We start from the raw sequence: 14,819 nt of genomic DNA on the forward strand, positions 1-14,819 counted from the left end.
GGGAACGATCCGCGGCGTGCCGTGGTTTGAGACCATGGACAGACTTCACGAAAGGGGTCGATATGCAGACTTTCGTTCTCGCGGGCGGGTGCTTCTGGTGCCTTGACGCGGTGTATCGCACGCTGCGCGGTGTCTCGGAGGTGGTGAGCGGGTACACGGGCGGCACCGTCGCGAACCCGAGCTATGAGCTCGTGTGCACGGGGTCGACGGGTCACGCCGAGGCCGTGGCCGTCACCTTCGACGAGTCGGTGATTCCGGCATCCGTCATCATGGACGCGTTCTTCACGCTGCACGATCCGCGCCAGCTCAATCGGCAGGGTGCCGACGTCGGCACCCAGTACCGGTCGGCCATGTTCTATGCGGACGACGAGCAGAAGAAGCTCTTCGAAGAGGCTCTCGTGCGCGCCGACGACATCTGGGACGGCGGCATCGTCACCCAGCTCGAGCCGCTCGGCGAGTTCTATCGCGCAGAGGACTATCACCAGGACTTCTTCGCGAAGAACCCGGCGCAGGGCTACTGCCTCGCCGTTGCGGTGCCGAAGGTGAACAAGGTGCGCAAGGCGTTCTCGGAGTACGTCATCGCCGCCTGAGCGCGTCTTTCCCAGCACAGGCCGCGGGCCGGGCGAGTTGTCCCCGGTTCGCGGCCTGCGGCAGATGGCGGATGCCTCGCCCCGGACACACTCGACTGACGCGCCGCCCGGCGCCAGAGAGGAAGTCCCGATGAATGCATCCGTGACCGTGAAGGGGTTCATCGCCACCCAGCCGAAATTCGTGATCGTGGGGGACAACCTCGCGATCTCGAGTTTTCGCCTGGGAGTATCGAACCGGCGGTTCAACGCCGAGATCAATCAGTGGGAGACGACGAACACGAGCTGGTACTCGGTGTCCTGCTTTCGCGATCTCGCGAGCAATGCGTACGCGTCGCTGAACAAGGGCGATCCGGTGATCGTTCAGGGCATGCTCAAGGTGTCCGAGTGGAGTGCCGGCGACAAGTCCGGTCTCGACGTCGAGATCACGGCCGAGGCGATCGGCCATGACCTGCGGTGGGGCAAGGCGACAGGGTTCGCGCGCACGCCGTCGAAGCGCAGCGGTCAAGGCCCCGAGCGGGATGGGGAGTTCGAGGAGCGCGCCGAGCCGGCGGCCGTGGCGACGGGGCTGTCGCCTGTCGCCGCGGGGCTCTGGAACAACCCGGTCGATTCGTTCGAGTCGGCGCACGTGATCGACAGCGGCGAGCCGACGGAAGATTCCCCTGATCTCGGCGCGGGCCCGGAGCTGGTGGTCGACGACGAGGCTCAGAAGACGCCGTTCTGAGTCTCGCCCTGGGCGCCTCACGTAGACTCGGCGCGTTCGGGGCGGCCCCGGGCGGGGAGGGACGTCGTGCGGGGTGTCGGTCGGTCGGTGCTGGCAGTTGCCGTTCTGGGCTTCGGTGTTGCACTCGCCGGGTGCACGGCCGCCGGGAACGATGTGGCCACCCCGACCCAGTCCGCCTGGACAGTGCAGCCCACCGCCGGTGCGACGACCGGCAGCCCCGACTCCTTCGTGGCCAAGGGCACAGCAGCGCAGAACCAGGCGGCCTTCGACGCGACGATCCAAGGGGTACTCGCCAAGAATGCGAAGGCCACCGGCCAGGCGGTGACCGCCGCGCTCGAATCGGCCGGGCTCGCGAAGTCGTCGCTGCAGTTCAGCGCGAGCAGAACCAGTGCAAAGCTCGTGCCCGGATCCATCCTCGTCTCCGCACAGTTCGGTTCCGAATGCGTGATCGGCCAGTGGGGCAACGCCGTCGGCGGCTACCACTCGGCGATCGCGCCGGCGCTCGGCGCAGGGGGCTGTCTCGTCGGCGGCGGGGGGACCGGGTCGACGCCGTCGAGTGGTGGCGGTTCGCTGGGCGATTGATATTCACCAGGGCGTGCCGGGGTGTTCAACTCGGGCGGCCAGGTTCTGTCCATGACCCCTCAACCTCATGCCCGGCGACGCACCCGTATCGTCGTCGCAATCGGCTCTGCCGTCCTGTTGGCCTGCACCGGCGCTGTCGCCGCGCAGGCATCCGGTTGGGTTTCCGCCCCAACGCACAACTTCACCGTCACCAGTGACTCGTTCAGCGGACGTGGCGCAATCAGCGGCAACGTCCTGCGCGACGACAAGGGCGCGACCGCCGTCGTGCGCAGTACGCAGCCCTCGAACGGCACCGTCACCGTCAACGCCGACGGCTCGTTCAGCTACACGCCCAAGGCCGGCTTCACCGGAACCGACACGTTCACGTACACGGCGTCCGACGCCGTCCAGCTGTTCCAGGACACGAGCGCGAACGGCCAGCCCCTCAAGCCTCTCGCGACGGTGACCGGCCCGAACGGAACCAAGACGCCGATCTCGGCTGCGGGCTACGGCTCATCGCTCTCACCGGTGCCGGGCAAGTCCGGCTGGTTCTACGGTGTGACCGACCGGGGCCCCAATGCCGACGACCCGCTGGGGAACAAGTCCGAGCCGCTGCCCGACTTCACCCCGCAGATCGGCGAGTTCAAGCTGGTGGGCGGCAAGGCCGAGCTGCAGAAGACGATCCTGCTCAAGGGCCCCAAGAACAAGAAGGGGCCGAGCGGCGTCTACGGCGAGGACTACAGCGGTCGTCCGCCGCAGCCCGACACCAAGGAGACCATCGACAGCGTCGCCGAGAGCCACGGGACCACGGGCGTGCCGGTCGCCCCGGACGCCGACGGGTATGACTCCGAGGGTCTCGTCGCGATGCCTGACGGTTCGTTCTGGGTCTCCGACGAGTACGGCCCCTACATCACGCACTTCGACAAGAACGGCTACGAGATCGGGCGGCTCACCCCCGACAAGAACAGCACGGTGAACCAGTACCACGACGTCATCGGGTACCTGCCGGCCGAGCTCGCCAACCGGATCAACAACAAGGGCATGGAGGGTCTCACGATCACGCCGGACGGCTCGACGCTCGTCGGTGCGATGCAGTCTGCTCTGCAGATGCCCGACCTCGGAAGCACGAAGGCCTCCAAGGTCGCGGTGACCCGCATCATCACGGTGAACCTGCGCACGTACCAGACCCACCAGTACCTGTACCTGCTCGACGACCCCGCCACGACGGGTGACGCCATCAGTGAGATCACGGCGCTGTCGAACACGAAGTTCCTGCTCGACGAGCGCGACGGCAACTTCGAGCCGTTCGCGAACAAGACCCTCTACGAGGTCGACCTCAACGGTGCGACCGATGTGACGGGGCTCTCGATCCAGGGCAAGTCGCCCGAGGCGTTCGTCGGCACGGACACCACCGATCAGGCGCTCGCCGCACTCACGGCGGCCGGTGTGCAGGTCGCACAGAAGCAGCCGTACGTGCAGGTCGGCACGCTCCTCAGCGAGCTCGACCCGACGGGCAAGCTGTTCGGGCACGACAAGATCGAGGGCGTCGCGACGACGGACGCGGGCAAGACGCTGTATCTGTCCAACGACGACGACTTCGGGATCGACTACATCGGCGACAACGGGGACGCGAACCCGCAGCCTGACGCGGACGGCACCTGGGGCGTCCACCTGAAGACGCTTCCGGCGACCGGCGAGCAGGACAACGGCGAGATCCTCAAGATCGACACCACGAAGCTGCCGGCGGTCCTCAAGACCGTGACGGTGACGGTGCACGTCCGGTAGCCCGCGACGCAGTGCGACCGGACGACGCATCCGCTCGCCGCATTGCCCGGGCCCGGTCACTTCGGAGGCCGGGCCCATCTAAACTCGGTGAACGTGGCTGACTACATCTATTCCATGGTCCGTGCCCGCAAAGCCGTGGGCGACAAGGTGATCCTCGACGACGTGACGATGGCGTTCCTCCCCGGGGCGAAGATCGGCGTGGTCGGCCCGAACGGCGCCGGAAAGTCGACGATCCTCAAGATCATGGCCGGACGCGATCAGCCGAGCAACGGCGAAGCGCGGCTGTCGCCGGGCTATTCGGTCGGCATCCTGATGCAGGAGCCCGAGCTCGACGAAGACAAGACCGTGCTCGAGAACGTGCAGCAGGGCGTCGGCCCGATCAAGGCGAAGGTCGATCGCTTCAATGAGATCTCGGCGGCGATGGCCGACCCTGACGCCGACTTCGACGCGCTGCTCGCCGAGATGGGCACGCTGCAGGAAGAGATCGACGCAGCGGATGCCTGGGACCTCGACTCCCAGCTCGAGCAGGCGATGGACGCCCTGCGGTGCCCGCCGTCCGACGCGGTCGTGGGCGTGCTGTCCGGCGGCGAGAAGCGCCGCGTCGCGCTCTGCAAGCTCTTGCTCGAGAAGCCTGACCTGCTGCTCCTCGACGAGCCCACCAACCACCTCGACGCCGAGAGCGTGCTCTGGCTCGAGCAGCACCTCGCCAAGTACCCCGGCGCAGTCCTCGCGGTCACCCACGACCGGTACTTCCTCGATCATGTCGCCGGCTGGATCTGTGAGGTCGACCGCGGGCGCCTCTACCCATATGAGGGCAACTACTCGACCTACCTCGAGAAGAAGGCCGAGCGCCTCGAGGTTCAGGGCAAGAAGGACGCGAAGCTCGCGAAGCGCCTCGATGAGGAGCTCGCGTGGGTGCGCTCGAACGCGAAGGGCCGCCAGGCCAAGTCGAAGGCGCGCCTCGCGCGCTATGAAGAGATGGCTGCAGAGGCCGAGCGCACGAGGAAGCTCGACTTCGAGGAGATCCAGATTCCTGCCGGCCCGCGCCTCGGTGACATCGTCATCGATGCCCACGACTTGCGGAAGGGCTTCGGCGACCGCGTGCTGGTCGAGGGGCTCAGCTTCACGCTGCCGCGCAACGGCATCGTCGGTGTCATCGGTCCGAACGGTGTGGGCAAGACGACGTTGTTCAAGACGATCGTCGGCATCGAAGACCTCGACGGCGGCTCGCTCAAGGTCGGCGAGACCGTCAAGATCTCGTACGTCGATCAGACGCGCGCGAACATCGACCCCAACAAGACCTTGTGGGAGGTCGTCTCGGACGGCCTCGACTACATCCAGGTCGGCAAGATCGAGGTGCCGAGCCGTGCCTACGTGTCGACCTTCGGCTTCAAGGGCCCAGACCAGCAGAAGAAGGCGGGCGTTCTCTCCGGTGGCGAGCGCAACCGGCTGAACCTCGCGCTCACGCTCAAGGAGGGCGGCAACCTGCTGCTGCTCGACGAGCCGACCAACGACCTCGACGTCGAGACGCTGTCGAGCCTCGAGAACGCGCTCCTCGAGTTCCCGGGCTGCGCCGTGGTCATCACCCACGACCGGTGGTTCCTCGACCGCATCGCGACGCACATCCTCGCCTACGAGGGCACGGAGGAGAACCCGTCGAACTGGTACTGGTTCGAGGGCAACTTCGAGGCGTACGAAGAGAACAAGGTGCAGCGCCTCGGCGCCGACGCGGCACGGCCGCATCGCAGCACGTACCGCAAGCTGACGCGCGACTGATGGGGGACCTCGGAGGCGCGGCTCCTGCCGCCCGTCGTATCCATGTGCCGACGGTCATGCGTTTCAGCGATCTGGACGCCTATGGCCATGTGAACAATGTCGCCATGCTGCGCTTCTTCGAGGACGCGCGCGTGCAGGCCTTCTGGGCGGGCGACCCCGATGAAGAGGGCCACCTGGAGCCCGGGCCGTTCGCCGATACGGCCGTACTGCGTTCGCGGCCGGGCGAGGGCACTCTCACGGTGCTGGCCCATCAGGAGATCGAGTACCTGGCGCAGATCCCGTTCCTGAGGTCGCCGCTCGACATCCAGTTGTGGATCGGTCGCATCGGCGGCGCGAGCGTCGACATGTTCTACGAGATCCACTCCCCGACGACGGCGCGGGAGCCTCTGCTGTACGCACGCGCGGCGACCACGCTCGTGCTCGTGGATGCGAAGACGGGGCGCCCGCGCCGTGTCGGCGACGAGGAGCGCGCCGCATGGGAACCGTATGTGGGCGAGCCGCTGCAGTTCCGCCGCGGCAGCAGCCGGGGCTAGCGAGGGCGAAGCCGGCTAGACCGAGAACTCCAGGTTCGACCCGTTGACCGTCACCTGGACCGCGTCGAGCGGCAGTCTGGCGGGCCCGTTGATGACCTTGCCGGTGAACGCGTCGAACTTCGATCCGTGGCACGGGCAGTGCAGTTGTGCGCCGGCCGCGGCGACGATGCAGCCCTGGTGCGTACAGACCGCCGTATGGGCGACGAAGTCGCCGGCCTTCGGCTGAGCGATCGCGATCGCCGGGTCGGAACCCGCGTTCGTGCTCACGATCACTGACCCGCCCACCGGCACCTTCGAGGACTCCACCGCGAGCGTGCCGGACGGGTCCTTCGTGGCCTCGAGACCGCCGCCCGAGCCGGGGTTCGGCGCATCGCCGCCGGGGGCGGAGCAGGCCGCAAGGCCGAGGGTCGTGGCGGCGGCGCCGGTGAGGGCGATGGCAGTGCGTCGGGTCACGTGGGTCATGATTCGATCCTGCCGCCCCGGGCCTATCAGCGACCTGAGGTGTCGCCGGGAACCCTGATCATGCCCTCCTGCGCGAGGCTGGCGGCGAGCACGCCGTCTTCGCGGTAGACGCGGGCGTGCGCCAGCCCCCGGCCGCCCTGAGCGCTGGGCGAGTCGCCGACGAAGAGCAGCCACTCGTCGGCGCGAGCCGGCCGGTGCCACCACATCGCATGGTCGAGGCTCGCCATCTTCATGCCAGGAGTGGCCCAGGCGAGACCGTGCCGGCGCAGCACGGGTTCGAGGATCGTGTAGTCGCTCGCGTAGGCGAGCGCCGCACGATGCAGCACCGGGTCGTCGGGCAGCCGCTCCTTCGCGCGCAGCCACACGGCCTGGTGAGCGACGCGCTCGCCCGTGTCGGCGAGCGGCAGGTACACGGGCGCGTCCACGTAGCGGATGTCGAAGGGGCGCGCCACTGTCCAGAACTGCGCGGCCGGATGCTCGATGCCGGCGAGCAGTTCGGAGACGCTCTTGAGCGACTCGGGCCCGGGCAGCCCACTGGGCATGTCGAGCTGGTGGTCGACACCGTCCTGCTCCGGCTGGAACGATGCGATGAGCGACATGATCGGCACGCCGTCCTGGAAGGTCTGCACCCGGCGTGTGGAGAACGAACGCCCGTCGTGGATGCGGTCGACACCGAGCGTCACGCCCTTGCCGACATCGCCGGGCCGCAGGAAGTAACCGTGCAAAGAGTGGATCAGCCGCTCGTCGGGCAGCGTGCGCGACGCTGCGACGATCGACTGCGCGAGCACCTGGCCGCCGAAGACCCGCCCATGCGGCATCCACTGGCTCGGCCCGGTGAAGATGTCTTCGTTGGTTCGTGCACCCGTCTCGGCCAGATCCAGGGCGTGCAGCATCGCGGCGACCGGGTCCATGTCTCGTAGTCTATTGGTGACCATGAGCCCCTCTTTCTCGCTCGTCGACGCCCTCGCCGTCCACGACCTGCAGACCTATCTGGGGCGCGCGGGCCGCGTCGAAGACGGCTCTGTTCGGCTGACCGCTGCGGGTGGTGTGCTCGCGGTCTACACCGCGGTGCTCTACCCGCACGGACTGCTCGATCAGACGCCGACGGTGCTCGGCCTGCGCACCTTCGAGACCGACCCCGCCGCGTCTTTCGACGCCGTCGTGCCGACGCGCTCGCTGCTCGACCGGCTCGGCCGCGCCGACCCGGCTGCGATTCGGCTGCCGCTCGAAGTGTCGACCGTCACGTGGGCGGGCATCTCGCCTCCGCGCGGCGGCTGGGCACAGGTGGGGGAGACGGATGCGTCGCTGCTGACGCGCATGGCGGCCGACGGCATCGCCGCGGTGGCCCGCACGATCCCCGAGGGCACGGGCGAGCAGCTGGTGTGGCGCGTGCGCGGCTCGGTGTGGGGCGCGCCCATCGAAGAGCTGTACGACGTGCCGGCCGGCATCGCCTTCGCCGCCGACTCGCTCGGATTCCTCGGCGGGGAGGAGAGGGTTCCGGTGTTCGAGGCGGGCACCTGGACCCGCCTTTCCCTCACCCGCGGCCATGTCCTCGTGAAGCGCGCGGCGTGGTCGCGTCACGGCTGACGCGCGATCCTTACTGTCTTCTGAGCGATGCCTTGGAGTTCCCGGCGCGACGCTTCCTAGCGTCGAAGCATGTCCGACCGAGATTCTTCCTCTCCATCCGATCGCCGCGCCGCCCGCTTCTCCCGTCGCGGGGCGCTGCTTCTCGGCGGCGGCGCGGTCGCCGGCGCGGCGCTGACCGCCGGTGGATTCGGCGTCGGCGACCTGTTCGCGAATCGCGGCAGCTCGGCACCGGCGGCCGCGGCCACCCCGCCCGCGCAGCTGTCCCGGTACGTCAGCACTATGGTCACCGCCCCGCGCATCTCCGTGTGGCGCAAGCCCGGGACGTCGACCGCCCCCGGCCTGTTCTTTGCGACGCCCCGCGTCTCCGGCTTCCAGGGGCTCATCACCGACAACGACGGCGAGCCGATCTGGATCGAGCCCGACGGCCGCAGCGTCACCGACCTGCGGGTGCAGCAGTACCGGGGTGAGCCCGTGCTCACCTACTGGTCCGGCACGCTCGACGGAGGCCACGGGCTCGGCGCCGGCACCATTCTCGACACGAGCTATCGCGTGATCGCCCAGGTGCGTGCCGGCCACGGCCTGCAGTCCGACCTGCACGAGTTCGAGCTCACGCCGCAGGGCACCGCGCTCGTCACGTCGTATCCGACGGTCACGGCCGATCTCACGTCGATGAAGGGGCCGAAGAACGGCCGCATGTACGGATGCCGCATCCAGGAGATCGACATCGCGAGCGGCGCGGTCCTGCTCGACTGGCACGCGGCGCAGCACGTCGACATCACCGAGAGCTATCAGCACGTGGCCGATAGCGGCACCGACGCCAACCCGTACGACCCATACCACCTGAACGCCGCGTCGCTCGACGGCGACGACGCCGTCCTGATCTCGAGCCGGCACACGCACACGATCTACTCCGTCGACCGGAACACCGGTACCACCCGCTGGCGACTCGGCGGCAGGAAGAGCGACTTCGCGATCGCTTCCGACGCCACGTTCGCCTGGCAGCATCATGCACGCCGCCTCTCTGACGGGCGCATCAGCATGTTCGACAACCAGTACAAGACCGGAACGACCGGGGTGTCGTCCGGCCTCTATCTGAACGTGAACGAGTCGGCGAAGACGGCGACGCTGTCGAAGCGGCTCGAGTACGCGGACCATCTCTCCACCGCCGAGGGCAGCAACACGCTTCTCGACGACGGGCATGTCTTCATCGGCTGGGGCGATATTCCGTACGCGACCGAGTTCGATTCAGCCGGCACCGCCATCTGGGAGGCGAGCGGTCTCGGCGACTCGTCGTACCGAGCGTTCCGGCAGGCGTGGGACGCGACGCCGCAGGCTGCGCCGGCCGTGGTCGTCGACGGGGGCACGGCCTACGTCACCTGGAACGGTGCCACGGGAGTGTTGAAGTGGCGGTTCTCGAGCGGCGAGAGTGCCGATGCACTCACCGTGCTCGCCACCGTCGACCGTGCAGGTTTCGAGACCTCGTTGGCGCTCCCGTCGGGCGCGAAGGCCGTCGGCGTCGAGGCACTGGACGCGGCCGGAGCCGTCATCGGGCACGCCGCCCGCACGCTCGCGTAGCGCACTGTCACAGGGCGGCAGCGGCGGCGCGACCCGCGATGCGACCGCTGAACAGGCATCCGCCGAGGAAGGTGCCCTCGAGGGCGCGATACCCGTGCACGCCGCCACCGCCGAAGCCGGACACCTCGCCGGCCGCGTACAGCCCCGGCAGCGGCTCGCCCGACGGCGTCAGCACGCGCGCGTCGAGATCCGTTTGAATGCCGCCCAGGCTCTTGCGGGTCAGAATGTGCAGCTTGACCGCGATGAGCGGGCCGGCCTTCGGATCGAGAATCCGATGCGGCGGTGCGACCCGCGCGATGCGGTCGCCCAGATAGCGACGAGCGTCACGGATGCCGGCGAGCTGCGGGTCTTTGCTGAATGGATTCGCAAGCTCGCGGTCTCGGTCGCGCAGCTGCTGCTCGATCAAAGCGGTGTCGAGCGGAGCATCCGTCTTCGCCAGCATGCCGCCGAGCAGCTTCGGCAACGTGTCGGCGACGACGAAGTCGGCACCGTGCTGCTTGAACGCCTCGACCGGGCCCGGCGCGCCGGGCGCCGCCCGCCTGAGGACCAGGCGCACGTCCTTGTCGGTGAGGTCGGGGTTCTGCTCGGACCCGGAGAGTGCGAACTCCTTCTCGATGATCTTCTGCGTCAGCACGAACCAGGTGTGGTCGTAACCGGTCTCCTGAATGTGCTTGAGCGTCGCCAGCGTGTCGTAGCCGGGGAAGTTGGGGGCGGGCAGGCGACGGCCGACGGCGTCGAACCACATCGACGACGGGCCCGGAATGATGCGGATGCCGTGCAGCGGCCAGATGGGGTCCCAGTTCTGGATGCCCTCGACGTAATGCCACATACGGTCCATGTTGACGAGACGAGCGCCGCCGGCCTCGGCGATCTCGAGCATGCGCCCGTCGACGTGCGCAGGTACGCCCGACAGCATCGACGCGGGCGGCGTGCCGAGCCGATCCGGCCACGCCTTCCGCACGAGCTCATGGTTGCCGCCGATGCCGCCCGTCGCGAGGATCACGGCGCCGGCGCGCAACTCGAACTCACCGACGACGGTGCGGTTGGACGGTTCGCCGCGCGTGATCGCGTCGTCTGCGAGCACGGCACCGCGGATGCCCGTTACCGCGCCGCCTTCGACCAACAGCTCATCGACCCTGTGCCGATGGCGGAACACGACCCGACCGGCAGCGGCCGCTGTCTTCACCCGGTCTGCGAACGGCTGCACCACGCCGGGGCCGGTGCCCCACGCGATGTGGAAGCGCGGCACCGAATTTCCGTGGCCCCCCGCGGAGCCGCCGCCGCGCTCGGCCCATCCGACGAGCGGAAAGATCTTGATGCCCTTCTGCCGCAGCCAGGACCGCTTCTCGCCCGCGGCGAAGTCGAGGTAGGCATCGGCCCAGCGCCGCCCCCATGCGTCTTCCTCTTCACGGTCGAAGGCCGCCGTGCCGAACCAGTCCTGCCTGGCGAGCTCGAGTGAGTCGTGGACGCCCAGGTGGCGCTGCTCGGGCGAGTCGACGAGGAACAGCCCGCCGAACGACCAGAACGCCTGCCCGCCGAGGGCGACCGCAGGCTCCTGGTCGACGATCGCCACGCGTTTGCCCGCGTCGAGCAGCTCGCAGGCCGCGACGAGGCCGGCGAGACCGTGACCGACGATGATGGCATCGATGGGCTCCGTCGCCCTAGCAGCGCTCACGCCTCGAAAGTATTCACCATCGCATGTGCGGCGCGCTCGAGGTAGGCCCAGAGTGTCGCGTCCTGCAACGGCGGCAGCTCCAGGGAGTCGACCGCCGCGCGCATGTGCGACAACCAGCGGTCGCGCGCCGCAGGGTTCACGCGAAACGGCATATGACGCATGCGCAACCGCGGGTGTCCGCGCTCCTCGGAATAGGTTCCGGGGCCGCCCCAGTACTGCTCGAGGAACATGAGCAGCCGCCGCTCGGCCGCGTCGAGCTCGGCCTCCGGGTACATCGGGCGCAGTACGTCGTCCTGTGCGACCCTCTCGTAGAAGGCGTGTACGAGCTTGACGAACGTCGCGTGCCCACCGACCTGCTCATAGAACGAGCCGCCGAGCTGCGGACCGTGCTCGCCGGAGCGGACGATGATCGGCTGCGGGCCGGGTTGATCGGTCATTCGTTTTCCTCCGGGGCGTCTGGGTGTGCGGCATCACGGCCGGCCGTGCCGGGCGTGGTCGAGTCGTCGGCGACCTTGCGCCGTACGATGCGGGGACGCTTGGGCTTTGGCGCCGGCGCGGGCTGCGCGGCGACCGGCCGGGTGCGCGGCGGGTGCGCGCCGTCGACGGATGCCGCGCCCTCGAAGCCCTGCAGGATCGGGTTCGTGATGGCCGGCGTTGTCACGCCCAGCTCGCGCACCGTCCGGAACACGCGTGCGTTGAGCTCGTGAGCGACATCGTCTCGAGCGGTCGAGCGGGTCTTGATCGCGACGCGGAGCACCACCAGGTCGGTCGCGATGGACTGGATGCCCCAGATCTCGGGTCGCTCCACGATGCGCGAGCGCCACTTCGGGTCTTTGGCGAGCGTGTCGGCGGTCTCGAGCAGTCTGTCCTGCACGGCATCCACATCGTTGTCGTAGCCGACGGCGACGTCGGTGATGACCCGGGTCCAGCCCTGCGATTGGTTTCCGACGCGCAGGATCTGGCCGTTGCGCACGTACCAGAGGGTGCCGTGCACATCGCGGATCTGAGTGGTGCGGATGCCCACGCCCTCGACGACCCCGTCCGTCGCCATGGCCGCCATTCCGGCCTCGACGACGTCGCCGACACCGAGCTGGTCCTCCATCACCATGAGGAGGCCGTTGAGGATGTCGCCGACGACGTTCTGTGCGCCGAAGCCCAGACCGGCGCCGATCGCCGCCGAGAGGATCGCGAAGGACGCGAGCACATTCGGGGCGAGCTGCTGCACGATGAGGAGCAGCGCGATGACCGACACGATGACGTTCGCGATGTTCGTCAGAACGGACCCGAGGGTGCGAGTGCGCTGCACGAGGCGCACGGTAGCGACGGGCGACACCTGCAGGGCCTGCGTGGTCTCGACGCCCTGGGCGCGCTTCACGGTCGAGACGATGCGCTGCACGATGTGCTTGATCGCGATGCGGAGGATCCACGCGACGATGATCGCGCCGAGGGCGATCGCGACAGCCGACCCGAATCTTCCGATCAGAATGCCCGGCTGGTGGCTGAAGAACTGGTCGACGCCGGTCCAGAAGTCGTTCGAGGCGGTGGCAAGAGGAGTGGCGAGCTTCATTGTTCGCCAGTCTATGAAGCGGGAGCCCCCGGCCCCTGGACGCCCCGTGCAAGCCCGTGCTCGTAGGCGAAGATCACGGCCTGCACCCGGTCGCGCAGCTGCAGCTTCGCGAGAACCCGGCCCACATGGGTCTTCACCGTCGATTCCGTGAGGAACAGTGCAGTGGCGATCTCGGTGTTCGACAGCCCTGCACCGATGGCGACCAGGATCTCGCGTTCTCGTGGCGTGAGCGCCGCCGTGGCGTCGTCACCCTGGCCCTTCTGAGCGGGAAGGGAGGTGCCGAAGAGCTCGAGCATGCGTCGTGTGATGCGGGGCGAGACGGCCGCGTCACCCGCCGCGATCGCGCGGATCGCGCCGAGCAGATCGTCAGGCCGCGCGTCCTTCAGCAGAAAGCCGCTCGCGCCGGCGCGCAGGCCGCCGAATGCGTACTCATCGAGGTCGAAGGTCGTCAGGATGAGCACGCGCGTGTCGGGGACGGAGGCGGTGATCGCGGCGGTGGCGGCGAGGCCGTCGGTGCCGGGCATGCGCACGTCCATCAGCATGACGTGCGGCCGCTCGCGCTCGGCGAGGGCGATCGCGGCGGCACCGTCGGATGCTTCGCCGACCACCTCGATGTCGCGCTGCGCCTCGAGCACCATGCGGAAGCCCATGCGCACCAGCTGCTGATCGTCGGCGATCGCGACGCGGATCATGCGCCGTCTCTCATGTCGGCGTTGTGCGGCATGTCGGCAGCGCCCCCCTTTCCGTTCCCGGGCGGCACGTCGGCGCGGCGCAGCGTCGCGGCGAGAAGCCACCCTGCGCCGTTGTCGTGCGCGCCCGCCGCGAGCGTACCCCCGAGTGCCGACACTCGCGCGCGGAGGCCGATCAGGCCCTGGCCCGCGCCGACCGACGTGGTCGGCATGCCCGGTAGCCCGTCGTCGTCGACGGCCACCTCGATCGGATCCGTGGCCGCATCCACGCGAACGTCGACGTACGTCGGGCCGTGCGAGTAGCGCAGGGCGTTCGTGAGGCCCTCCTGAACGATCCGATAGGCGGCGAGGCGAGTCGCGGAATCGGCGGGCAGCTCGCCGGCGAGCTGGAGGCGCGCGGGCAGCCCGAGCTCACGGAAGCGCTCGACCAGGCGTGGCAGATCGTCGGCCGTCGGCTGCGGTGCGAGTTCGGCGACGCCGTCGACGCCGAGCACGCCGAGCATGTGCCGCATCCCGCTCAGCGCTTCGCGGCCGGTGTCGGCGACTTGGCGCATCGCAGCGGCGGCGCGCAGGGCATCCGTCTCCGCGGCGACGGCCGAGCCCTCTGCGAGCGTCACCATCACGGTCAGCGAGTGCGAGACGACATCGTGCAGGTCGCGCGCGATGCGGGCCCGCTCGGTGACTGCCGCGAGTTGCGCCTGCTGGTCGCGTTCACGCGCCAGCTGATGTGCGCGGTCGATCAAGGCGTCGAGGTAGCGCCGCCGATTGCCGACGGTGATCCCGAGCGCGAGCGCGATGAGCAGCTCGATGCCGTAGACGGGTGCCCACTGCACGGGCCGGTCCGCTATGGCGTGAACGGCCCCGGCCGGCGTCGCGACCCACATGTAGATCGTCGACACGACCTCCAGGACGCCTGCGCACAACCACGCTGCTGCGTTGGAGCGGTACACGGCGACGCTGTAGACGCCGAACACCGGCAGCACCTGCGCGGCGTCGGCCGGCGTGAACGGCGCGGGAATCAGCGCGAGCGACAGGATGGCGAGGGCGAGGAGGGGGCGCGTTCTACGGACGAACACGCCGACACAGGACCCTGCGACGAGCAGAGCGGCGGGTAGCGGCAGCCAGGCACGATCCGTGTGATGGATGGTCGCGATCAGCCCGGCGAGCGTGATCAGCGTGGCCGGGACACCCCAGAACAGAGCGATGAGCCAGTCGGCGAGTCGCTCGTGGCGTGCCCAGAACTGGCGGACGACCCCCGGCTGCCGAGGCAGTCGGAGGTCGTCCGGCAAGTCTCCGAG

15 protein-coding genes are annotated in these 14,819 nt (G+C 68.8%); 8 read left to right on the forward strand and 7 right to left on the reverse strand.

The annotated features are described in order from the left end of the window. Positions 1 to 62: 62 nt before the first annotated feature. From msrA to ACFOYW_RS05615, 6 genes are all read left to right on the forward strand, one after another. Entirely contained in the window at positions 63 to 590 is a 528-nt protein-coding gene (msrA, locus tag ACFOYW_RS05590) for a peptide-methionine (S)-S-oxide reductase MsrA (protein WP_390227778.1), read from the forward strand. 130 nt (positions 591 to 720) lie between these two features. Further along, complete coding sequence (locus ACFOYW_RS05595; RefSeq protein ID WP_390227780.1) at positions 721 to 1,311, forward strand: single-stranded DNA-binding protein; 591 nt, start codon at positions 721 to 723, stop codon at positions 1,309 to 1,311. A gap of 87 nt (positions 1,312 to 1,398) precedes the next feature. Continuing rightward, the gene (locus ACFOYW_RS05600; protein WP_390227782.1) at positions 1,399 to 1,893 is read left to right on the forward strand and encodes a DUF6993 domain-containing protein; all 495 of its coding nucleotides are present in this window, start codon (positions 1,399 to 1,401) and stop codon (positions 1,891 to 1,893) included. Positions 1,894 to 1,944: 51 nt separating this feature from the next. Next, the gene (locus ACFOYW_RS05605) at positions 1,945 to 3,657 is read left to right on the forward strand and encodes an esterase-like activity of phytase family protein (protein ID WP_390227784.1); all 1,713 of its coding nucleotides are present in this window, start codon (positions 1,945 to 1,947) and stop codon (positions 3,655 to 3,657) included. 93 nt (positions 3,658 to 3,750) lie between these two features. After that, positions 3,751 to 5,433, forward strand: a complete 1,683-nt coding sequence (gene ettA, locus ACFOYW_RS05610) for an energy-dependent translational throttle protein EttA (RefSeq protein ID WP_390227786.1) — start codon at positions 3,751 to 3,753, stop codon at positions 5,431 to 5,433. Next, positions 5,433 to 5,966, forward strand: a complete 534-nt coding sequence (locus ACFOYW_RS05615; RefSeq protein WP_390227787.1) for an acyl-CoA thioesterase — start codon at positions 5,433 to 5,435, stop codon at positions 5,964 to 5,966. Before ettA ends, ACFOYW_RS05615 begins: the two co-directional genes overlap by 1 nt. 15 nt (positions 5,967 to 5,981) lie before the next feature. Here ACFOYW_RS05615 and ACFOYW_RS05620 read toward each other — a convergent pair whose 3' ends face one another. Both ACFOYW_RS05620 and ACFOYW_RS05625 read right to left on the reverse strand, forming a co-directional pair. After that, complete coding sequence (locus ACFOYW_RS05620) at positions 5,982 to 6,428, reverse strand: QcrA and Rieske domain-containing protein (RefSeq protein WP_390227789.1); 447 nt, start codon at positions 6,426 to 6,428, stop codon at positions 5,982 to 5,984. 26 nt (positions 6,429 to 6,454) lie between these two features. Then, positions 6,455 to 7,339, reverse strand: a complete 885-nt coding sequence (locus ACFOYW_RS05625) for an acyl-CoA thioesterase (RefSeq protein ID WP_390227790.1) — start codon at positions 7,337 to 7,339, stop codon at positions 6,455 to 6,457. 22 nt (positions 7,340 to 7,361) lie between these two features. Here ACFOYW_RS05625 and ACFOYW_RS05630 point away from each other — a divergent pair, with 22 nt between their 5' ends. Beyond that, entirely contained in the window at positions 7,362 to 8,015 is a 654-nt protein-coding gene (locus ACFOYW_RS05630) for a hypothetical protein (protein WP_390227791.1), read from the forward strand. 69 nt (positions 8,016 to 8,084) lie between these two features. Continuing rightward, positions 8,085 to 9,590 carry an arylsulfotransferase family protein gene (locus ACFOYW_RS05635; RefSeq protein ID WP_390227792.1) on the forward strand — a complete coding sequence of 502 codons (1,506 nt, stop codon included), beginning with the start codon at positions 8,085 to 8,087 and terminating at the stop codon, positions 9,588 to 9,590. Between the two features lie 7 nt (positions 9,591 to 9,597). Here the strand turns inward: ACFOYW_RS05635 and ACFOYW_RS05640 are convergent, their stop codons facing one another. Genes ACFOYW_RS05640 through ACFOYW_RS05660 form a run of 5 tightly spaced genes read right to left on the reverse strand, consistent with a single transcriptional unit; the run spans position 9,598 to position 14,810 of the window. Then, positions 9,598 to 11,265: an FAD-binding dehydrogenase gene (locus ACFOYW_RS05640; protein WP_390227793.1), complete on the reverse strand. Its 1,668-nt coding sequence runs from the start codon at positions 11,263 to 11,265 to the stop codon at positions 9,598 to 9,600. Further along, positions 11,262 to 11,702: a globin gene (locus ACFOYW_RS05645; protein WP_390227794.1), complete on the reverse strand. Its 441-nt coding sequence runs from the start codon at positions 11,700 to 11,702 to the stop codon at positions 11,262 to 11,264. Before ACFOYW_RS05645 ends, ACFOYW_RS05640 begins: the two co-directional genes overlap by 4 nt. Beyond that, positions 11,699 to 12,832 (reverse strand): mechanosensitive ion channel family protein, encoded by a 1,134-nt coding sequence (locus ACFOYW_RS05650; RefSeq protein WP_390227796.1) that lies wholly within the window; start codon positions 12,830 to 12,832, stop codon positions 11,699 to 11,701. The genes ACFOYW_RS05645 and ACFOYW_RS05650 overlap by 4 nt, the downstream gene beginning before the upstream one ends. Positions 12,833 to 12,843: 11 nt before the next feature. Continuing rightward, a complete protein-coding gene (locus tag ACFOYW_RS05655; RefSeq protein ID WP_390227797.1) occupies positions 12,844 to 13,524 on the reverse strand; it encodes a response regulator in 681 nt (226 codons plus the stop codon). Then, positions 13,521 to 14,810: a sensor histidine kinase gene (locus tag ACFOYW_RS05660; RefSeq protein WP_390227798.1), complete on the reverse strand. Its 1,290-nt coding sequence runs from the start codon at positions 14,808 to 14,810 to the stop codon at positions 13,521 to 13,523. The genes ACFOYW_RS05655 and ACFOYW_RS05660 overlap by 4 nt, the downstream gene beginning before the upstream one ends. Between the last annotated feature and the right edge of the window lie 9 nt (positions 14,811 to 14,819).

It is taken from the genome of Gryllotalpicola reticulitermitis (genome assembly GCF_042651345.1).
GTDB lineage: Bacteria > Actinomycetota > Actinomycetes > Actinomycetales > Microbacteriaceae > Gryllotalpicola > Gryllotalpicola reticulitermitis.